This window comes from Cohnella faecalis, assembly GCF_003570905.1.
Taxonomy (GTDB): domain Bacteria; phylum Bacillota; class Bacilli; order Paenibacillales; family Paenibacillaceae; genus Cohnella; species Cohnella faecalis.
The window spans coordinates 499499-518571 of the sequence record NZ_QXJM01000040.1; the positions used below are offsets into that span (position 1 = coordinate 499499).

At 55.9% G+C, this 19073-nt stretch carries 18 protein-coding genes and 1 pseudogene; 3 read left to right on the plus strand and 16 right to left on the minus strand.

Annotated elements, in window-relative coordinates:
• Positions 1–137: 137 nt before the first annotated feature.
• The 8 genes and pseudogenes from D3H35_RS23695 to D3H35_RS23730 form a co-directional block, all read right to left on the minus strand.
• Positions 138–425: an RNA-binding S4 domain-containing protein gene (locus D3H35_RS23695; RefSeq protein ID WP_119151628.1), complete on the minus strand. Its 288-nt coding sequence runs from the start codon at positions 423–425 to the stop codon at positions 138–140.
• 3 nt (positions 426–428) lie between these two features.
• Positions 429–701 carry an HU family DNA-binding protein gene (locus tag D3H35_RS23700; protein WP_119151629.1) on the minus strand — a complete coding sequence of 91 codons (273 nt, stop codon included), beginning with the start codon at positions 699–701 and terminating at the stop codon, positions 429–431.
• 195 nt (positions 702–896) lie between these two features.
• The gene (gene yabN / locus D3H35_RS23705; protein ID WP_119151630.1) at positions 897–2378 is read right to left on the minus strand and encodes a bifunctional methyltransferase/pyrophosphohydrolase YabN; all 1482 of its coding nucleotides are present in this window, start codon (positions 2376–2378) and stop codon (positions 897–899) included.
• Between the two features lie 9 nt (positions 2379–2387).
• On the minus strand, positions 2388–4241 hold the full coding sequence (locus D3H35_RS23710; protein WP_119151631.1) for an oligosaccharide flippase family protein: 1854 nt from the start codon (positions 4239–4241) through the stop codon (positions 2388–2390).
• Between the two features lie 134 nt (positions 4242–4375).
• Positions 4376–4918, minus strand: a complete 543-nt coding sequence (gene spoVT, locus D3H35_RS23715) for a stage V sporulation protein T (protein ID WP_119151632.1) — start codon at positions 4916–4918, stop codon at positions 4376–4378.
• Between the two features lie 242 nt (positions 4919–5160).
• Positions 5161–6065 (minus strand): annotated as a pseudogene (locus tag D3H35_RS23720) (MetQ/NlpA family ABC transporter substrate-binding protein).
• Positions 6066–6122: 57 nt separating this feature from the next.
• Positions 6123–6791 (minus strand): methionine ABC transporter permease, encoded by a 669-nt coding sequence (locus D3H35_RS23725; protein ID WP_119151634.1) that lies wholly within the window; start codon positions 6789–6791, stop codon positions 6123–6125.
• A complete protein-coding gene (locus tag D3H35_RS23730) occupies positions 6788–7573 on the minus strand; it encodes a methionine ABC transporter ATP-binding protein (protein ID WP_119151635.1) in 786 nt (261 codons plus the stop codon). The genes D3H35_RS23725 and D3H35_RS23730 overlap by 4 nt, the downstream gene beginning before the upstream one ends.
• A 472-nt stretch (positions 7574–8045) precedes the next feature.
• Here D3H35_RS23730 and D3H35_RS23735 point away from each other — a divergent pair.
• The 3 genes from D3H35_RS23735 to D3H35_RS23745 all read left to right on the plus strand — a co-directional run bounded on the left by D3H35_RS23735 (position 8046) and on the right by D3H35_RS23745 (position 10465).
• Positions 8046–9112 (plus strand): IS3 family transposase gene (locus tag D3H35_RS23735; RefSeq protein ID WP_119147401.1). Its coding sequence is split into 2 segments (ribosomal slippage): positions 8046–8247 and positions 8247–9112, totalling 1068 coding nucleotides; the frame shifts between segments, so codons are not numbered across the junction.
• Between the two features lie 526 nt (positions 9113–9638).
• Positions 9639–10061, plus strand: coding sequence for a DUF4183 domain-containing protein (locus D3H35_RS23740; RefSeq protein ID WP_119151636.1), 423 nt, complete (start codon positions 9639–9641; stop codon positions 10059–10061).
• An 83-nt stretch (positions 10062–10144) separates the two neighbouring features.
• Entirely contained in the window at positions 10145–10465 is a 321-nt protein-coding gene (locus D3H35_RS23745) for a DUF4183 domain-containing protein (RefSeq protein ID WP_119151637.1), read from the plus strand.
• Between the two features lie 435 nt (positions 10466–10900).
• Here the strand turns inward: D3H35_RS23745 and D3H35_RS23750 are convergent, their stop codons facing one another.
• From D3H35_RS23750 to urtA, 8 genes are all read right to left on the minus strand, one after another.
• Complete coding sequence (locus D3H35_RS23750) at positions 10901–11683, minus strand: ABC transporter ATP-binding protein (RefSeq protein ID WP_119151638.1); 783 nt, start codon at positions 11681–11683, stop codon at positions 10901–10903.
• Positions 11684–11707: 24 nt separating this feature from the next.
• The gene (locus tag D3H35_RS23755) at positions 11708–12565 is read right to left on the minus strand and encodes an ABC transporter permease (protein ID WP_199728590.1); all 858 of its coding nucleotides are present in this window, start codon (positions 12563–12565) and stop codon (positions 11708–11710) included.
• Positions 12566–12571: 6 nt separating this feature from the next.
• Positions 12572–13597 carry an ABC transporter substrate-binding protein gene (locus D3H35_RS23760; protein WP_119151639.1) on the minus strand — a complete coding sequence of 342 codons (1026 nt, stop codon included), beginning with the start codon at positions 13595–13597 and terminating at the stop codon, positions 12572–12574.
• Between the two features lie 306 nt (positions 13598–13903).
• The gene (gene urtE, locus D3H35_RS23765) at positions 13904–14611 is read right to left on the minus strand and encodes an urea ABC transporter ATP-binding subunit UrtE (RefSeq protein WP_119151640.1); all 708 of its coding nucleotides are present in this window, start codon (positions 14609–14611) and stop codon (positions 13904–13906) included.
• Positions 14589–15374, minus strand: coding sequence for an urea ABC transporter ATP-binding protein UrtD (gene urtD, locus D3H35_RS23770; RefSeq protein WP_119151641.1), 786 nt, complete (start codon positions 15372–15374; stop codon positions 14589–14591). The genes urtE and urtD overlap by 23 nt, the downstream gene beginning before the upstream one ends.
• Positions 15325–16428 carry an urea ABC transporter permease subunit UrtC gene (gene urtC / locus D3H35_RS23775; RefSeq protein ID WP_119151642.1) on the minus strand — a complete coding sequence of 368 codons (1104 nt, stop codon included), beginning with the start codon at positions 16426–16428 and terminating at the stop codon, positions 15325–15327. The genes urtD and urtC overlap by 50 nt, the downstream gene beginning before the upstream one ends.
• A gap of 25 nt (positions 16429–16453) precedes the next feature.
• The gene (gene urtB / locus D3H35_RS23780) at positions 16454–17359 is read right to left on the minus strand and encodes an urea ABC transporter permease subunit UrtB (RefSeq protein ID WP_119151643.1); all 906 of its coding nucleotides are present in this window, start codon (positions 17357–17359) and stop codon (positions 16454–16456) included.
• Positions 17360–17495: 136 nt separating this feature from the next.
• Positions 17496–18731 carry an urea ABC transporter substrate-binding protein gene (gene urtA / locus D3H35_RS23785; protein WP_378124986.1) on the minus strand — a complete coding sequence of 412 codons (1236 nt, stop codon included), beginning with the start codon at positions 18729–18731 and terminating at the stop codon, positions 17496–17498.
• Positions 18732–19073 lie beyond the last annotated feature (342 nt).

Below are 19073 nucleotides of genomic sequence, written 5' to 3' on the forward strand. Positions count from 1 at the left end.
CTGGGGCGTTCTGCTTTATGTCGCCTTCCGGTTTGTCCGCCGTTTGTGGAGCGGCAGACGGCATTAATCGGCCGCAATCGCAACAAAGGCATCCAAACCGCTAACGGTTGGATGCCTTTGTTAAACATGACGGATGTCTAGCCTTGCAGAAAATCCGCGGAATCCTCCCGCTTGCGAATCTCTTCCTTCACAATCGTATAGAGCTCTTCCGCGTCTTCCTTGCGCGCCGACTCCGCCAACCGTTCGATGCGCACCGTCAGAATGCGCTGTCCGAACTGAACCTCCAGCGTATCCCCGGGCTTCACGACGCTGCCCGGTTTGGCTTCCTTACCGTTGAGAAGGACGCGCCCTTGATCGGACACGTCCTTCGCGACGGTGCGGCGCTTAATAAGCCGCGACACCTTCAAAAACTTATCGAGTCGCATGAATTACTTAACGGCGTCTTTCAGTTTGTTGCCCGCTTTGAAAGCAGGAACCTTGGAAGCCGGAATTTCGATCGATTTACCCGTTTGCGGGTTGCGTCCTACGCGACCGGAACGAGCGCGAGTCTCGAACGTGCCGAAGCCGATAAGTTGAACTTTGTCGCCGCCGGCCAATGCGCCGGATACTTCATCCAGGAAGCCGTTCAATACGGACTCCACATCTTTCTTAGTAAGGCCGCTTTTTTCTGCGATGTTGTTGATCAGGTCGGTTTTGTTCATGTTTCGAATTTCCTCCCGTTATCTTCGTTTCCAGCTTGTGAAAACGTTTGTTTGATAAAGCACCATGATAACTATTCGGTCCCCTGCTAAAAAAATCCTGCCGCCAAACCAAAAAAAATTCTCGAAACAAGTAGAAATTGCGAGAAAGTTGCCGAAAACTCTGGAAATGGACAAATTTAGTGTGCAATTTGGAAGCTAATTAGTCAATTTCGCTTCCTGCCACCACTCTTCCATCTCTACTAAACCAGTCTCGTCAAAAGTTCGTCCTCTTATACGCAGTTGTTGTTCGATATATTCAAACCGGCTTCTGAACTTGCGATTCGTCCCCGCAAGCGCTTCCTCCGGATCGGCCTTAATGAATCTGGCGGCGTTGACGACGGCGAACAGCAAGTCTCCGAGCTCGTCCTTCTGACGTTCGGGCGACTCGTCGGATGCAGCTTGGCGAAGCTCGGCCAGCTCTTCTTCGATTTTATCGAATACGCCGGACAGATCGGGCCAGTCGAAGCCGACGCGGGAAGCCTTCTTCTGCAGCTTGTACGCCCTTGGCAGGGCGGGCAAGTCCTTCGGAATGCCGTCCAGAACCGACTGGCGTTCCTCCACCCCTTTGCGGCGCTTCTCCTCGGCTTTCATTTGCTCCCAATTTTTCAGAGCCTCCTCCGCATTCCGGGCATCCTCTCCTCCGAAAACATGAGGATGGCGGAAAATAAGCTTGTCGTTCAGCTCGGCCAGAACGTCGTAGACGTCGAACGCGCCGTTCTCCTCTTCCATCTGGCTGTGCAGAAGCACCTGGAGAATGACATCGCCGAACTCTTCCTTCATATTATCGGGGTCGTCGTTGTCGATCGCTTCGATCGCTTCGTACGTTTCTTCGATGAAATTTTTGCGGATCGATTGATGCGTCTGCTCCTGATCCCAAGGGCAGCCGCCCGGACCGCGCAGGATGGAGACGATCTCGTGCAGCCGCTCGAAGGAACGGCGGCGCAAAGATTCGGACGAGTCAGCCGGGATATAGACGAGCGTCAGATTGCCGTAGACGTCCAATCGATCCAGCTCGTGAAGCGGAACCGTCAAAATTCGCTCTTGGCCCGGAACGCCCAGCGCTTGGCCCACGGTGACCGGATATTCGTCCGGATAGACGCTCATTAGCGCAAGCTTCACGTCGGATGCGGTGAACGCATCGTACACTTGCCCAATGATCGTATGAAGGCGAGGGCGAAGGTGCTCGCGCGTAAGTTCCGAGGCATCCAGCAGTTGGAAACCTTCGATCGGGTCGAATCCGAGCCTGACGAAGGCTTGGTCGAGAAAGCTTTCGCCGCCGAGTAGCTGCAGCTCGATTCCTTCCTGTACGGCGCGCTCCCTTAACAGCTGCACTGCCCGCTCGGCGACCATCGGATGACCGGGAACGGCGTAGACAATCGATTCGCCGGGGTGATCGGCGGCCGCCGACAGCAGCGTCTTCGCGATCGCTTCGTACACCTCTTCGAAGCGGCCGTAGCTCTCGTACAACGAATCGAACGAGACGAACTCGATGCCTCGCGCAGACAGATCGGCTACCGCAGGATGGTCGACGGTCCTCACGTAGCGATGCGTCGCTTGCTCAAGCTTCTTAAGTATGCCAAGCGTTAATTGGTTTTCTCCGCCGGAGCCTAATCCGACGATGGTAATGGTGCCATGCATAGTCAACGATCATCCTTTCCAGGGTTGCTCCGCTTCTGCGGAGCGATGTATGCGAATCGACGCGCCGAATAGGCGCGTGAATGCTCGGTCTGGCCGCGAACCGGCCGACAAGCCGGGCAGCGCCCGCCACTGCTGCGGCGACAAGGCGCCGAACGCGACGAGGCTCGCCGCGAAAGCGGCCGCGCCGACGGCAACGCCGGGCAGCGCGGTGAGCAGCGCGGCGGCGCGGTCCGGCAGGGCGCGGGCGAGCGCCGCGATTAGCGCCGCGGCGAGTGCGGTGAGCGCGGCCATGGCGGTTAGAGCTGCCGCCGGGCGCCACATAGTGGCGGCGCGAGGCGCAGGAATGGCAATGCGCTGGCGCAGCGACAGCGCATTAAGCAGTGCGGCGGCGGCGAACGCGAGCGTCATGGCGGCCGCCGCGCCGTTGATGCCGTAAGCGGGCACTAGCAGCGCGTTAAGCGTGAGCTTTAAGATGGCGGCGGCAGCGAGGTTAACGGCCGGCGCGCGCAGCTCGCCGAGCCCTTGCAGCAAGCCGCCGCTCACCGCTTGAAGCGTACCGCCGACAGCGGCGAACGCGATGATCGCAAGCGCTGCGGAGCCGCTGTTGTCCGAGAACAGCGCGATATTGACCGGCGACGCGAGCAGAGCGAGGCCGATGGCTGCCGCGCAGCCGATCCACCAGGCGAGCCGGATCGTGAAGGCGGCGCGCATCGCCGCTTCCTCGCCTCCGCCTTCGCCCCGCGCGCGTGCAGCGGTCAGTGCCGGCACGAGCGCCGCCGCCGCGCCGCTGGCCGCCATTAGAATGAGCTGCAGCAAGGCGACTCCCCGGTTATACACCCCGAAGCTCGCCATGGCCGATGAAGAAGTTACTTGCGGGTCGTGCTGCAGCAGGCGCGGCACCGAGAAAGCGTCGATCAAGCCAAGCAACGGCGCCGCGACGGACGCAATAGCGACCGGAATGGCCACGACGGCGATGCGCTTGACGAGAGCCAGCCTCGTTTCCGGCATCCTGACCTTCTTCGGGCGGGCGAAGCCGGCTGCCGGTGCCGAGCCCGATGATGACGCCGACTTTGCCGCGTTCGCCGTCGGCTCCTCAACCGGGTCTGCCGACGTGGATTCAACGGCAGTTGCCCCGCTGCTCCCGTATTTCTTGCGAGCTCCTCTGGCCGCGACCGTTAGAGCAATCGGCTCCCGCCTTTTGCGAGCCGGCCAAAGCATAGCCGCAAGGCCCGCCGATGCTCCCGCCGCCAAGCCGCCGTGAAGCGACGCCGCGGTTGAAGACGGGGACCAGCCAGCCTCAATGGCCCATACGAGCATGACCAGCATGAACGCCACTCTGGCCGACTGCTCCACGATCTGTGATACGGCAGGCCGCAGCATCTTCATTTGCCCTTGCCGGAAGCCTCTCATCGCGGCCGTTGCCGGGGCGAACAGCAGCGCGATGGACGATGTACGAATCGCCGAAGCCGCATCCTTCGCGCCCATCCAGGCCGCGAGAGTATCGGCGAATGCCTGCGCCAGCCCAAATGCAATCAATCCGCTCAAGCCAAGCAGCACGATCGACCATCGCAATACCCTTTGAGCGTCCTCGTCCTCGCCATCGGCGCTTCTCTCGGCGACGAGCACGCTGACGGCCGTCGGCACCCCTGCCGCAGCCAGCGTAATCCACATGACCGCCAACGCGTATACGGCGCTGTACAACCCGAATACTTCGTCTCCGGCAACGTTCTGCAGCGGTATTTTTTGCAGCGTTCCGATCAGCTTGGATAGAAGCGCCGCTCCCCCTAGCAGCGCGGCTCCCTTCAGCAGCGTCCCTTGCGCGGAATCCCCCGGAATTCCAATTTCCTTCCGTTCCGTCGACATGGCGGTGCTCTCTTCCCCTCTTATCTATCCCACGGTTATCTGTTCCATAACCCAAATTATAACCGAAAAAAGCTCCCCGCACCGCCTTTCCGGAAGGCTGGGAAGCTTTTTCTTTCTTATTCTCCGCTATCGTCTTATTGCTCCATCTGCTTCGCAAGAAACCCGGCCGCCGTCTCGACCATTTTGCTCTCCATGTCTCCCATCGAGACGCCTTCTTCTTTGCTGAGCAGAACGACCGTTCCGATCGGATCGCCGCCCGCTACAATAGGAGCCACCGCAACCGAACTGTAAGTCTCGGCGATGTCCTTTAGGATTTCGTAGCTTCCCGGACCCGGCTCCAAAGCGATTTTCCGATTTTCCATGATGTTCTCCAGCAAGTTTCCAACCGATTTTTCGAGAAATTCCTTCTTGGATGCACCCGCCACGGCAATGACCGTATCGCGGTCCGTGATGATGGCGATATGTCCGGTGCTTTCGAACAATGACTCGGCGTATTCCTTGGCGAAGTCGCCCAGCTCGCCGATCGGGGAATATTTCTTCAGAATGACTTCTCCGTCCCGATCCACGAAAATTTCAAGCGGATCCCCTTCGCGGATTCGAAGCGTGCGGCGGATTTCCTTCGGAATGACCACCCGGCCGAGGTCATCGATGCGGCGTACAATCCCGGTTGCTTTCATGGCTCATGTTGCCCCACTTTCGTTGGTGTTTTATGCCTTGGCTGCTTGCCGGTGCGAGATGGGACCGGCCTGTATGGCGAAGCAAGAGCACTCGGAAAAAGGTGACATTGAATCGTAGGTGTAGTATTCAACCCCTCCCATTTTCTTATGCGTTCACCCTGAGCTGGCGGAATTCGGCAATAAGAAAGGCCTTCTTGCGGATCGCTCCGCCCGAAGGCCTTCCCATTCGATTGTACGGCTTCCTAGAAGGCCGGAACGACCGCTACGCCGTATTTGTCCTCGATGAATTTCTTCACTTCCGGCGTCGTCAGCGCCGCGTTCAGCTTCTTGATCTCTTCGCGGTTCTCGTCGCCCTTGCGAATCGTAATGATATTCGCATACGGCGAGTTGGCGTCCTCGCGGAACAGCGCGGTTTTCGGATCGATCTTCGCTTCCAGCACCAGGTTCGTGTTGATGATGGCTCCATCCAGATCCGGCAAAGCTCGCGGCAGCGTTGCCGAGTCAGCTTCGACGAAGGTCAGCTTTTTCGGATTGTCCACGATGTCCTTCGGAGTCGCCTCGTACGTGGTCAGACCGTCCTTCAGCTTGATCAAGCCTTGCTGCTGGAGCAGGACGAGCGCCCGGTATTCGTTCGATGGGTTGTTCGGAATGCCGATCTTGGCGCCGTCCGGCAGCTCGTCCTTCGATTTGTGCTTATTGGAATAAAAACCGATCGGCTCTACGTGAACCTTCGCCCCGACGACGAAATCGTAGCCTTTTTCCCCTTTGACCGAATCGAGGTAGGGCACATGTTGAAAATAGTTTGCGTCGATCTGGCCGTCCTTGAGAGCCGGATTCAGTTGGCCTTCGTCGTCCAGGATGACGACCTCCAGATTGACGCCCTGCGCTTTCAGCGCCGGCTTGATGAATTCCAGAATTTCGGCATGCGGCACCGGAGCCGCGCCAACCTTCAATGTCACTTCCGGTGACGGCGAAGGCGACGGCGATTCCGAAGCCGGGGGCTGCTCGAAGCGCTGGGACTTGCCGCAACGGACGCTTTCGGCGAAGCCGAATCGGCTTTGTTGTTCTTGCTCGAGCCGCAGCCCGAAACAATCAAAGCAAAGACAACGAACAGGGATACAAGTGCAAATACCGACTTTTTAGACATGGTTAACTCCTACCCTTCTTTTTATATATGAAACCATGCGCTGTTGGCGCGTAAAACCTATTCCGGCTTGAACCGCTTGCGTTCGATGGATTTGGCGGCGGCGTTGCCCGACCATTGGATCGTCTGCACGAGCGCCAGAATGACGAAGACGGTCGCGAACAGAATATCTTCCCGGAATCGCTGGTAGCCGAACCGGATAGCCAAGCTTCCGAGCCCTCCCGCTCCGATCGCACCCGCTACGGCTGTGAACTCCGTAATGGCGATGACGGCAATCGTCATGCTGCGGATCAGCGCAGGCAGCGCTTCCGGCAGCAGCACCCGCCAGACGATGGCGAAGGAGGAGGCGCCGACGGATTTTGCCGCTTCGATCTTGCCTCCTCCGACCTCCTTCAAGGAGTTCTCTATCATGCGCCCCAGGAAGGGCGCAGCGGCGATGGACAGCGATACGATCGCGGCTGTCGGGCCTAGCGTCGTGCCGACGATCCATCTTGCGACAGGAAGCAGCAGCACAATCAGGATGATGTACGGCATGGACCGTACAACGTTGATGAAGAAGCCGGTCAACCGGTGAACGGCCGGAAACGGCCGAATGCTGCCCTTATCCGTGACGACCAGGGCGATGCCGAGCGCCAGCCCGAGCGTGAGCGCGAATATCGACGACCAGAACACCATGTACAGCGTTTCTCGCAGCCCTTCCCACAGCAGCTCGATCAAGTCGTCCTTCATATGCCCGCCCCCGCTCCGTCCACGGCGAATCTTCGCCTGCGATAATTGTCCGTAATGTTGACGAAGCGCCGCGCCGTATCGCTCTCCGGATGAAGAAACAGCTTGTCGACGGAGCCGCTCTCCACGATCCGTCCGTTCTCCAGAACGGCCATGTGACGGCAAATATGCTGAAGAACGTCGAGCTCGTGCGTGATGAGCACAATCGTCAGTCCCAATTGACGGTTGATGTCCGCCAGAAGCTCGAGAATCGAATAAGTCGTATGCGGATCAAGGGCGGAGGTTGCCTCGTCGCTGAGGAGCACATCAGGCTCGCCTACGAGCGCCCGGGCGATGCCGACTCTCTGCTTCTGTCCGCCGCTGAGCTGCGACGGATACGCGTTCGCCTTATCCGCAAGCCCGACGAGCGCCAGCATCTCCTCGACCCGAGGGCGAATATCCTTCTTCGCGCAACCCGCCACGGCGAGCGGGAAGGCAACGTTCTGAAATACCGTCTTGGCATCGAGCAGATTAAAATGCTGGAAGATCATGCCAATTTTGCGTCTGGCGTTCCGCAGCTCATTCTTGCCCAAATCCGTAATGACGCTGTCCCCGATGACGATGGTGCCGGAATCGGGCTCCTCCAGTCGGTTCAGGCAGCGGATCAACGTCGACTTGCCCGCGCCGCTGAAGCCGATGATGCCGAAGATGTCGCCTTTTTCTACCCGCAGATTGATGTCGTCCAGCGCCTTTACCGTCTGGGTGGGCGTTCGATATGTTTTGTTGATGTTGTTAACGACGATCATGAAGCATCACTCGCTTTTCCTGTCTGATAAACAAAAAAAACAGAGTTCCTGCGCCCCATGTTCCGACGCAAAATCTCCGTTTCCAGCTACCTGGTCAACTTTAGATATATCTTATAAATCCGATTTGTTTAGTAAACATTAAATCAAATTCCAGTCGTTGTCAATAGACTCATTGCCTTAGTGAAGCTATTTACAGTAGCTTAGACTTAATATACGGATTAAAATTGGCATTAATGAAAAAGACCGTAGCTTAAGCTTCCCCCTGAAGCTCTCCCCTTCCACCCGACGCAAATTGTAACTGTGGGTGCCTTATTTCTGCCGCTCCCCCACCCTCCGACGCAAATTGTATGGATCGGCTACACTAAGTTGGACAGAAAAAAAGAGGGGGTAGTAAAATACAAGAAAGAGCCGAAGGAGCGGATTGCTGTTGTCGCAGTCAAGACGAACGTTTACACCCGAGTTTAAGAACCAAATGGTGCAGTTGTACGAGAGCGGGAAGTCCAGAGCGAGCCTCGTGAAAGAGTATGATTTGACCGCATCCGCATTGGACCGTTGGATCAGCCAAAGTCAGCGGACAGGCTCATTCGCGGCCAAAGACAATCGCACACCCGAAGAGAACGAAATGTTGGAATTGCGTAAGGAAAATCAGCGGCTGAAGATGGAGAACGATATTTTAAAGCAAGCCGCGCTGATTATGGGACGAAAGTAAATGTGATTCGCAATAATGCGCACAAGTACTCGGTATCAGCAATGTGTAGCGTCCTGCAACTGCCCCGAAGCACGTATTATTACGAGCCTGTGCCTTCACCCGACCCACAAGAGCAACAACTGGAAGAAGTAGTGATAGAGATCTTCAAGAGCAGTCGTAACAATTATGGCACGCGCAAAATCAAGGTGGAACTGGCCAGAAAGTCGCTTCAAGTCTCCCGTCGTAAGATCGGACGTGTGATGAAGAGGCACGGGTTGGTTTCCACTTACACGGTAGCGCAGTACAAGCCCCACAAAGCCGCGCCAAACGAAGCGGAGATCGGCAATGCCCTGCAGCGGGAGTTCAGTCAAGAGAAGCCCCTTGCCGTTGTCGTAAGCGACCTGACCTATGTACGGGTGGACGCCAAATGGAATTACGTCTGCTTATTTGTTGACCTCTTTAACCGTGAAATTATCGGTCACAGTTGCGGTGTAAACAAAACCGCCCAGCTCGTTTACGATGCCATAGCAAGCGTCTCCGTGCGCCTTGATCGTATCCAGATGTTCCATACAGACCGCGGCAGCGAGTTCGATAATAAACTCATTTCCGAGGCACTGGAGACCTTTGAAATTGAGCGTTCGCTGAGTAATAAAGGTTGCCCCTACGATAACGCGGTTGCCGAAGCGACGTTTAAGATTTTTAAGACGGAGTTTGTCAAACAAAGGCACTTCCATAATCTGCAACAATTACAATTGGAGCTTGACGATTACGTACACTGGTTCAATCATCACCGCATTCACGGGACTCTCGGTTATCGTACACCCGTTGAAGCTAGGCAGTGGCCCTCATAATATCTGTCCAGTTTCGTGTTGACAATCCAGTAACTGTGAGTGCCTTATTTCAGCCGCTCCCGCCCCTCCGACGCGAATTGTAACTGTGAGGGCCTTATTTCAGCCGCTCCCCCGCCCTCCGACGCAAATTGTAACTGTGAGGGCCTTATTTCAGCCGCTCCCTCACCCTCCGACGCGAATTGTAACTGTGAGGGCCTTATTTCAGCCGCTCCCCCGCCATCCGACGCAAATTGTAACTGTGAGGGCCTTATTTCAACCGCTCCCCCGCCCTCCGACGCAAATTGTAACTGTGAGGGCCTTATTTCAACCGCTCCCCGCCCTCCGACGCAAATTGTAACTGTGAGTGCCTTATTTCAGCCGCTCCCCCACCCTCCGACGCGAATTGTAACTGTGAGTGCCTTATTTCAACCGCTCCCCCGATCGCCGCTTTACTTAGATGATTCTTCGTCAGAGGACAAACAAACAAGCGACTCTCTCAATCCTCTCATAGAATACGCAGAAGGACGCGCAACGAGGAGGGAAGGACATGAGCGGTTCCGCCAAAGACGACCGGGACATCCGTATCGAAATTTTGATCAAGCCGCACATCGAGATCGGCACCGTTATTATTATGCCGTGTCCCGATCCGGTTCCCACCCCGCCGCCCTGCCGCGTCATCCCTACCGTGAGACGTTATTTCCACATTGCCGTTCGCCCTATTCATCTCGCGGCTCCCGCCATCATCCCCGCCTCCCGGTTCGCGGACGATGCGGGAAATCCTGCCGACAAGTTGCCGAACTACGGCGAATACGGCTATTGCAACTGCTTCATCAACGGGGTGATGCAAGAAGGCGATCTCTATCACACTCATTCGCTCGGCCTCGTTATCGCGGCAACCGGACAGACGATTCCGGCCGGTACCCCGATCATTCTTGAGTTCGTCAAGCTCGATGTCGAGCATTCCTCTTAAAGTTAGTGCAACTCTATCAGGAAAACCGCCCTATCGTTTCGCCTCCGTCATGCATTAACTACTAGTAGATTGGAGGTGATTCAATGCCGCTCTCGATCATCAATATTCACGTCAACGTCTCTGGCGACTCCACTCGTTTCTTTAATGTCTTGGCCGCGCCTCTAGCGATAACGGACGGAACAACCGTCGCCGCTACAACCTTCACGACGGATGCCGGAGCTGCAGCCACAGCGTTCCCGGTCGTCTCGAACGGGTACTACAATCTGTACATCAACGGAGTGCTGCAGGAAGGAGACGCGTACACCGTCTCGGCCACCGAGCTTACGTTCAATGGCGTTACAGGTACACTTAGCGCCGGTACGCCTCTTATTGTGGAAGCCGTCGAATTGACGACCGTCATCTGATCGGTCCTATTAAATGCAACAATACAAGCCCGAAGAGCATCGAGCTCTTCGGGCTTGTTGTCGGGCTGGAAACCATGGCAATCCGAAATTACTGTCGCCTCTGCGGTCTGGCAGGCCAGTTGATTAACTGTACCACATACATCTATCCTTCCCGTAGAGCCGCGCCGATGGGAATGACCTGCAAAAAGTACCGTTATTTTTCATCATTCCGGAGCTGGGCGCTAAAAGAACCCCCAATACATGTACCTTTTGCCGATAATGTCACTAGAGTGCCAATCTATCCTCAAAATAAAGGTATGTTTTACAGTTGAACATCAGGCCAGCTCCCGCGCTGCTGTTTGCCATACGCACACGAGCTTTTTACACAGCGCCTTGATCGGCACTGGCGGAAATAAAGCCCAAATAACGGAATGCCGCCCGGCCGGGCTGGCTCCGCTATTCCTCCCGGTGTTTCAACAGCGAGGCCAGCTCCCGCTTCAGCTTCATAAAGTCCGGATGCTCCCTTACTTCCGGAGTCCGCTCGGCAGGGAGCTCGACGCGATATTCGCGCAAAACCCTCCCCGGCCCCGCCGCCATCACGACGATTCGCTGAGAGAGGAAGATGGCTTCGTCGATGTCGTGAGTAATAAACAGGACGGTCGTCTTCTCCTTGTCCCACACCTCAAGCAGCGCTTCCTGCATTTCCAGCTTCGTCTGCGCATCGAGCGCCCCGAACGGTTCGTCCATCAGAAGCACCTTCGGCCCGTTCGCCAAAGCACGAGCGATAGCGACGCGCTGCTTCATCCCGCCGGAAAGCTGCTTTGGGAAGTGGTTCGCGAACGATTCCAGTCTCGTAATCCTCAAATAATGGTTCGATATTTTGCGTCTATCCAGTATCGGCACTCCGCGCAGCTTCGGTCCGTATTCGATATTCTGCCTGACGGTAAGCCACGGAAACAGCGTATACCCTTGAAAAACCATGCCGCGATCCGCGCCGGGACCGACTATCGATTCCGCGTCCACAGACAGTTCCCCTTCGCTCGCTTCCTCCAGCCCCGCCACAATGCGAAGCAGCGTCGACTTCCCGCAGCCGGAGGGCCCGAGAATCGTGACGAATTCGTTCGCGCCGATCGTCAGATCAATCTCGTCCAAGGCGCGGAATACCGATTTGCCTGTCCGATAGGTTTTGCCAACGCCCTTGATCTCAATCTCGCCCGCTTTGGCAGCCGATTCGATCATTCGGTTCAACCTCCTCTCAATCGATTACGCCCATGGAAAGAAACGGCGGTTCAAAAATGCGAAAATGCGGTCGCTGACGAGCCCCAACAAGCCGATGACAATAATGCCGACGAATATTTGATCCGTGTTCAGAAACCTCTGCGCCTTCATGATCGCGTAGCCAAGACCGCTGTTGACGGCGACGAGCTCGGCGACGACGAGATACGTCCAGGCCCAACCGAGCATAAGCCGCAGCGTATTGAGCAGACGAGGCTGAACGGCCGGGATAACGACCGTCTGGATCGCCTGCCAGCGGCTCGCTCCGAGCGTGAACGAGGCCTGCACGAGATCTTTGCTCACAAGCCGCGTATCCGCCGCCACCATCAACGTAAGCTGGAAAAAGCACCCGATGAAAATAAGCAATATTTTCGCCCATTCCCCGATTCCTGCCCATACCATGATAAGCGGGATGAAGGCGACAGCCGGCATGTATCGGATGAATTCCATCGGAGGCTCGACGAATGCTTCGCCGTATCGGTACGTACCGGCCAACAAGCCGATGGGGATTGCAATGACGCAAGCAAGCACGAAGCCCGCCGACACCCTGAAAATACTGATTCCGATATGATGCCAGTACGCGCTCGTACCGAGAAGGTCGAAGAACGTCGCAAGCACCCGGTCCGGCGTCGGAAGAAAAATCGGATTGACGAACTCCCCGTAGCTAAGGACAGACCAACCCGCCAGCAGCAGCAAGAACGAGAAGGCTGCCGTCATCCCGAAGCCTTTCCTGGAAATATCCTCGAAAATTTGCATCCGATGACGCCTTTTGCGGACGGCGGCTTGCCGGTAGGAGGGCGCCCCCGTCTTCGGCGGCCCCTCCTTCACTTCGGTTGCTTGAGTCATTAAGTTTTACCCCCCGGCTGCTTTTTGCACGAACTTCGGCTCTAGGAGCGCATCGATATCGGGAATGTCGGAGATCATATCGAGCTTTTTCAAAAATTCGGCCGTTTTGTTGCCCGTATAGGAAAGCGATGTGTAGTCGTCCTTCTTCTCGAACGCGGCGACGTTGTCTTGAGCGGTAAACAGCTTGATGCTTTCAAGACCCAGCTTGAAATCCTCGGGCGACGTCTCGGCATGCTTAGCCAACAGCTCGATCGATTCCTGTTCATGCTCCTTGAAGTAATTCAGCGCATCGAACCAAGCGTCGACGATCTTCTGCACGTCTTCGGGACGGTTTTTCACGACCGATTCCTTGAAGACAAGCAGATCGGGAATAAGACCCGGCGTTTCTTTGGAGGAGAACAGGATTTTGCCCTTGCCCTCCTTGACGGCGGTCGTCTGGAACGGCTCCCACAGAACGGAAGCGTCAGTCTTGCCGGTAATAAAAGCCGGACCCGCGTCGTTGACCGTCATGTTCGTATAGTTGATATCGTTCTCGCTCATGCCGTTCTTCTCCAGCGCGGTCAGCAGCAGCAGGTGGTCGACGGTGCCTAGCTCGGTAGCGACCGTCTTGCCCTTCAAATCCTTGATGCTGTTGAACTCCTGCTTGCTGACGATGGCATCGCCGCCGTCGGAGTTGTCGTTGACGAGAACAGCCCTCAGCTTGATCCCTTTGGAAGCCGGAGCGAGAGTATCCGACAACGTCTGGCTGTTCGCGTCCACCTTGCCTGTCGACAGAGCCTGGAGCGAATCGCTGTAGACCGGAAACCATTCGAGTTTGACGTCGACGTCATGCTTGTCGAAGAACCCTTTCTCTTCGACCAAATACCAGAAAAACCAGCCCGGCCACGGACTAAGCGCAATCTTGATCGGCTCGTCCGTTCCTCCGGAAGCCGCTTCATTCTTGCCGCAGGCGGTCATGACGGCAGCAAGCAGCGCAGCGGCGACAAGCGCAGTAACGACAGTCTTGCGAACGCGGAACAATCCTGGTTTCATCTCTCTCCACTCCTTTTTGATGGTTAAAAATAAACAGAAAAAGCCTGAGAGAGATCTCCCAGGCTTTTGTCCTTCCGTGTTATATGAGCGCCGCAGCAAGCCGTTGTGCCGTCTGATGCCGCATGCGTCATACGCCGACTCTTGGACCAGCTTGAGCCGCGCAACGCGCGATCAACGGAACCCTAGACGGCTTTGTCGTTCCCCTTCGGGGCGGAACCTTTATGAATTTGTAAGATTTGTTAACATTATAGGGTCGATCGCCTGAGCGTGTCAACCTTTATGTTAGTTTACATAACATAAATAAATTTACACCGTCAAATATCGCATGACCGCAGGGTCGTCGAGGTCGTCTTTTCCGCCTTCCCAGACGATAGAACCCTTCTCCATGATATAAATCTTGTCACACACGCTCCGAACGAACTCCAAGCTTTGCTCCACAAGCAAAATAGCGGTCTTCCCTTCGTCGCGGATCGAACGGATAACGTCGCGGATGTCGTCGACGATCGAAGGCTGAATCCCCTCCGTCGGCTCGTCGAGCACGAGCAGCTCCGGCTCGGAGATGAGCGCACGCGCGAACGCGAGCTGCTGCTGCTGCCCGCCGCTCAGGTCGCCGCCCCTGCGGCCGTACATCGCCGGAAGCACGGGGAACTTCTCCACCGCTTCGGGCGGAATGACGCGGCTTCTCCGCTTAGTCTTATCGCGAACCGCTTCAAGCCCGATCCTCAAGTTCTCGTATACCGACAATTGGGAGAAAATCTCGCGCCCTTGCGGAACGTAGCCGATTCCCTTCTTGGCGCGAATGCCCGGCGCTTTCTTCGTTACGTCCGACCCTTTGAATTCAACCGACCCTTTGCGCGCTTTCAACAGTCCCATGATGCTCTTGATGAGCGTCGTCTTGCCTACCCCGTTGCGGCCCATGATGCAGACGACCTGCCCCGGCTCGACCGACAGCGTAACGCCCCGCAGAATGACGCTTTCCCCGTAGCCCGCTTCAAGCTGTTGAACCGACAACATCGCTATCCCGCCTTTTGCCCAGGTACACTTCCGCCACCCGGTCGTCTTTTTGAACGTCGTCCATCGAGCCTTCCTTCAGCAGCTTGCCTTCATGCATAACCGTCACTTTGCTGGCGAAATTGCGCACGAACTCCATATCGTGCTCCACGACGACAACAGTCCGCTTCTGCACGATCTGTTGGAGCAACTCGCCCGTCTTATCTGTCTCCTTGTCGGTCATGCCGGCCACCGGCTCGTCGAGCAGCAGAATTTCGGGCTCCTGAAGCAGCATCATGCCGATTTCGAGCCACTGCTTCTGGCCGTGGGAGAGCAGCCCCGCCCTCAAAGCTCGATGATCCTGCAGCCCGATCAGCTCAAGCTCCGCTTCGATCCGTTCGCTCTCCGTCTTCGACATCGACGCCCTCAGCGTCGCCCATACGCTGCGATTCTGCGACATGGCGATTTCCAAATTCTCTCCTACCGTAAGCCCAGCGAAAATGGAAGGCGCCTGGAACTTCCGCCCGATGCCTAGCTCGGCGATCTTGTGCTCCTTGCGGCGGGTAATGTCGATCGTACCGGAACGGCTCTCGAACGCCACCTTGCCGGACACCGGCTTCACCTTCCCGCAGATCACGTCGAGCATCGTCGTCTTGCCCGCTCCGTTCGGGCCGATCAGGAAGCGAAGCTCTCCTTTTTCCAGCTTTAAATCCATCCCCTGCACCGCTTTGAAGCCGTCAAACGCTACGGTTACTTTTTCGCAGGACAGAATGGCCGATGAACTCATGGGAATCCCTCCTTCGGGTCATTCGTTCGCTCAACGAGCGGAATAGGCCGACGATGCCGCCCGGCAAGAAGACCGTCACGACAATGAACAATGCGCCGAGGAAAAACGTCCAAATATCCGGGTACGATTCGCTGAGCCCGCTTTTGGCGGAATTCATGACGACTGCCCCGATAACCGCGCCGATAACCGTCCCTCTGCCTCCGATGGCTACCCATAGCACCATCTCGATGGAAGGCACGATAGCCATCATGGAAGGGGAAATAATGCCGACGTGAAGGACGAACAGCATGCCCGCAAGACCCGCAAGACCGGCCGATATCGCGAATGCCGCCATTTGATACATCGCCGGATCGAAGCCGAGAAACCGAACGCGGTTCTCGCCGTCGCGGATCGCTCGAAGCACCTTGCCGAAGCGGCTCTTCACGAGATAGCGGCAAACGAGAAAAGCGAGAATCAGGATGACGACGGTCGCCAGATACAAGCCCGTCTTCGTGGACGACGACTTCAACGAATAGCCGAACAGCGTCGTATAGCCCGTCAGCCCGTTCGTGCCGCCCGTATAAGCCTGTTGACCGATGAATAACGTGACCGTGATAATAACGAGCGCTTGCGTCAGAATCGTAAAGTAGACGCCCCGAATCCGGTTGCGGAACGTGAAGAAACCGAGAAACAGGGCGAGCGCCGCCGGGATGACGATCCCCATCGCGACAGCTATTCCGAAATACTTGAACGGCTCCCAGAACCAAGGGAGCTGCGTCAGCCCGCTCCAATCCATAAAATCGGGCAGGCGGCCCCCGCTGGCCGTCAGCTTGAGGTGCATCGCCATGGCGTAAGCGCCAAGACCGAAGAACACACCGTGACCGAGGCTGAGAATGCCGGTATAACCCCAAATAAGATCAAGGCCCATCGCCACGATAGCGAAAGCCAAAAATTTCGCCAGCAAATTCAGCCGAAAATCGCTGAGATAGAGAGGCGCGCAGAACAGCACGGCGGCCGCGGCCGCGTAGCCGATAAGCATCCAAGTGCGCCGGGAAAACGGGATTGCTTGCAGCATGATCGGTTCACCTTCTTTCCCTTCATTAGTCCAGCGAGCGCGTCCGTACCGCGAACAGCCCCATCGGCTTCCACTGCAAGAAAGCGACGATGCCGAGGAACACGAGCACTTTGCCCAGCGAAGCATCGGTCCACCACTCGAACAGCGAATTGAACATACCGATTCCGAGAGCTCCCGCTACGGTGCCGACCAGCTTGCCGACTCCGCCGAGAACGACGACCATGAAGGCGTCAATAATGTAATACGTTCCGATATTGGGACCGATCGGCCCGATAAGCGTCAGCGCGCAACCGGCGATACCGGCAATTCCGGAGCCTATCGCAAAAGTAACGGCGTCCACGCGCCGGGTCGAGATGCCCAGACACGCAGCCATCTCCCGGTTCTGCATAACGGCCCGCATGCGGCGGCCGGCGTTGCTCCGATAAATATACAAGTACATAGCGAACAAGCAAAGCGCGACAAGAGCGATAATGAACAGCCTCTTGTAGGGAAGCACGACATCCTCCATAATCGTCCAGCCTCCATCCAGCCATTTCGGACTGGATACGGCGACGTTCGGCGCGCCGAAAATCGTACGGGCAAGCTGCTGAAGAATAAGGCCGACGCCCCAGGTGGCCAGCAAGCTGTCGAGCGGCCGTCCGTACAAGAACCGGATGAGCGTCCCTTCAAGCAAATAACCGAACGCGAATGCAACGACGAAGCTGAATAAGATCGCTACCGGGAAGTACACCCCGAACATTCCGTCCGGAAGAGATTTCTGAAAAAACTGCTGGGTCACGTAAGCCGAATAACTGCCGATCATGATGAATTCGCCATGAGCCATGTTAATGACGCGCATAAGGCCGAACGTAATAGCCAGCCCCAGGGCGATCAGCAGAAGAATCGAGCTGACGCTAATCCCGTTGAATAATTGCGATATCCAAATTTCCATAACCCGTTCCCCTTTCCGCCGGGACCGGCCTGGCGGCCTTTGTAGCAACGGAGGGAAGCACCGGCTGTTCGCCGGACACTTCCCTCGTTTGCTGGTGAGACTTTGAGTTTGAACGTTGGTTTGAACCTCTTGACTATTACGAGCCCGAGCTTAGACCCTTCGCCCAATCGTATGTTTTGAGATACGGATCCGGCTTGACCGGGCTTCCGGAATTCCATAGCTCCGTAATTTGGCCGTCCGCCTGGATTTCGCCGATCCGAACCGTTTTGTAAATATGTTGATTGTCGCCATCGATTGTGACTTTGCCTTCAGGCGCATTCCACTCGATGCCTTTGGAAGCTTCTTTCACCTTATCGACTTCGAAGGAGCCCGCCTTCTCAACCGCTGCTTTCCACAGATACACGGCCGTATAGCCCGCTTCCATCGGATCGCTCGTGACACGGTCCGCGCCGTATTCCTTCTTGAAGTTCTCGACGAACTTCTTGTTCTCCGGCGTATCGGTCGTTTGGTAATAGTTCCAGGCAACCAGATGACCGACCAGGTAATCCGCGCCGATCCCTTTCACTTCTTCCTCGGCGATACTGACGGATACCGTCATCAGATCCTTGGAGGAAATGCCCGCATCCTTCAATTGCTTGAAGAAGGCAACGTTGCTGTCTCCGTTAAGAGTGTTGTACACGACGTCCGGCTTCGCTTGCTTGATCTTAGCGATAATGGTCGTGTAATCCGTATGTCCGAGCTGGGTGTACTCTTCTGCGATCGTCTCCGCGCCTTTGGCTGCGAGCTGCGCCTTGATGATCTTGTTCGCGGTACGCGGGAACACGTAGTCGGAACCGAGCAGGAAGAACTTCTTCTTCCCTTTCTCCAGCAAATAGTCGACCGAAGGTACGATTTGCTGATTCGTCGTTGCGCCGGTATAGAAAATATTAGGGGAAGATTCCAAGCCTTCGTATTGAACCGGGTACCAGAGCAGCCCTTTCAGCTCTTCGAATACCGGAAGCATCGCTTTGCGGCTCGCGGACGTCCATCCGCCGAACACCGTCGCGACTTTATCTTCCGAGAGGAGCTTGCGAGCTTTCTCCGCAAACGTCGGCCAGTCGGACGCGCCGTCCTCGATGACCGGTTCGATCTGCTTGCCGAGCACTCCGCCTGCGGCATTGATCTCTTTAATAGCCATCAGCTCCGAGTCTCTAACCGTAACCTCGCTGATTGCCATTGTGCCGCTAAGCGAATGAAGAATACCCACTTTGACCTTCTCGCCTCCGGACGCCGTCGGCGATGACGACGATGATGATGGCGATGCGGAAGACGATGCCCCCGAGTTCTCGTTGTTGTCCTTGCCGCAAGCCGCCAGTACCAAGCTTGCCGTCATTGCCAATACGAAACCTTTGAGCCAATTGCTTTTCTTCATTGCTCCACTCCCCATCCTAGTGTTGGTTCTCTCTAAAATCCGAACGTTCGACTCTATTCGGCGTCTATCGTTCGTTAACCCATTATATGGCTATGTAAGATTTGGTGTCAATATACATAACATAATTTTGTTAAATGATGTTTATTTGGCAACTTTCCAGTATATTAATGTAATGTTTATGTCATTTATTAATTGTTGTGATGCTACAACCAGACAAAATTGCAATCATTTATGTAATATTTTTTCACCTTTTGTTTTAGAACATTTGAAAAATACGAATGTAGTGCGGAGTTAGGCAGCAGA

Bases quoted from the DNA above. Each gene is read 5' to 3' on its own strand.
- D3H35_RS23750 (WP_119151638.1), bottom strand. From the start codon at position 11,683: ATGATCGAATCGGCTGCCAAAGCGGGCGAGATTGAGATCAAGGGCGTT.
- D3H35_RS23755 (WP_199728590.1), bottom strand. From the start codon at position 12,565: ATGACTCAAGCAACCGAAGTGAAGGAGGGGCCGCCGAAGACGGGGGCG.
- D3H35_RS23730 (WP_119151635.1), bottom strand. From the start codon at position 7,573: ATGATCGTCGTTAACAACATCAACAAAACATATCGAACGCCCACCCAG.
- D3H35_RS23695 (WP_119151628.1), bottom strand. From the start codon at position 425: ATGCGACTCGATAAGTTTTTGAAGGTGTCGCGGCTTATTAAGCGCCGC.
- D3H35_RS23745 (WP_119151637.1), top strand. From the start codon at position 10,145: ATGCCGCTCTCGATCATCAATATTCACGTCAACGTCTCTGGCGACTCC.
- D3H35_RS23740 (WP_119151636.1), top strand. From the start codon at position 9,639: ATGAGCGGTTCCGCCAAAGACGACCGGGACATCCGTATCGAAATTTTG.
- urtD (WP_119151641.1), bottom strand. From the start codon at position 15,374: ATGAGTTCATCGGCCATTCTGTCCTGCGAAAAAGTAACCGTAGCGTTT.
- urtA (WP_378124986.1), bottom strand. From the start codon at position 18,731: ATGACGGCAAGCTTGGTACTGGCGGCTTGCGGCAAGGACAACAACGAG.
- urtE (WP_119151640.1), bottom strand. From the start codon at position 14,611: ATGTTGTCGGTTCAACAGCTTGAAGCGGGCTACGGGGAAAGCGTCATT.
- D3H35_RS23760 (WP_119151639.1), bottom strand. From the start codon at position 13,597: ATGAAACCAGGATTGTTCCGCGTTCGCAAGACTGTCGTTACTGCGCTT.
- D3H35_RS23710 (WP_119151631.1), bottom strand. From the start codon at position 4,241: ATGTCGACGGAACGGAAGGAAATTGGAATTCCGGGGGATTCCGCGCAA.
- D3H35_RS23725 (WP_119151634.1), bottom strand. From the start codon at position 6,791: ATGAAGGACGACTTGATCGAGCTGCTGTGGGAAGGGCTGCGAGAAACG.
- urtC (WP_119151642.1), bottom strand. From the start codon at position 16,428: ATGCTGCAAGCAATCCCGTTTTCCCGGCGCACTTGGATGCTTATCGGC.
- yabN (WP_119151630.1), bottom strand. From the start codon at position 2,378: ATGCATGGCACCATTACCATCGTCGGATTAGGCTCCGGCGGAGAAAAC.
- urtB (WP_119151643.1), bottom strand. From the start codon at position 17,359: ATGGAAATTTGGATATCGCAATTATTCAACGGGATTAGCGTCAGCTCG.
- spoVT (WP_119151632.1), bottom strand. From the start codon at position 4,918: ATGAAAGCAACCGGGATTGTACGCCGCATCGATGACCTCGGCCGGGTG.
- D3H35_RS23700 (WP_119151629.1), bottom strand. From the start codon at position 701: ATGAACAAAACCGACCTGATCAACAACATCGCAGAAAAAAGCGGCCTT.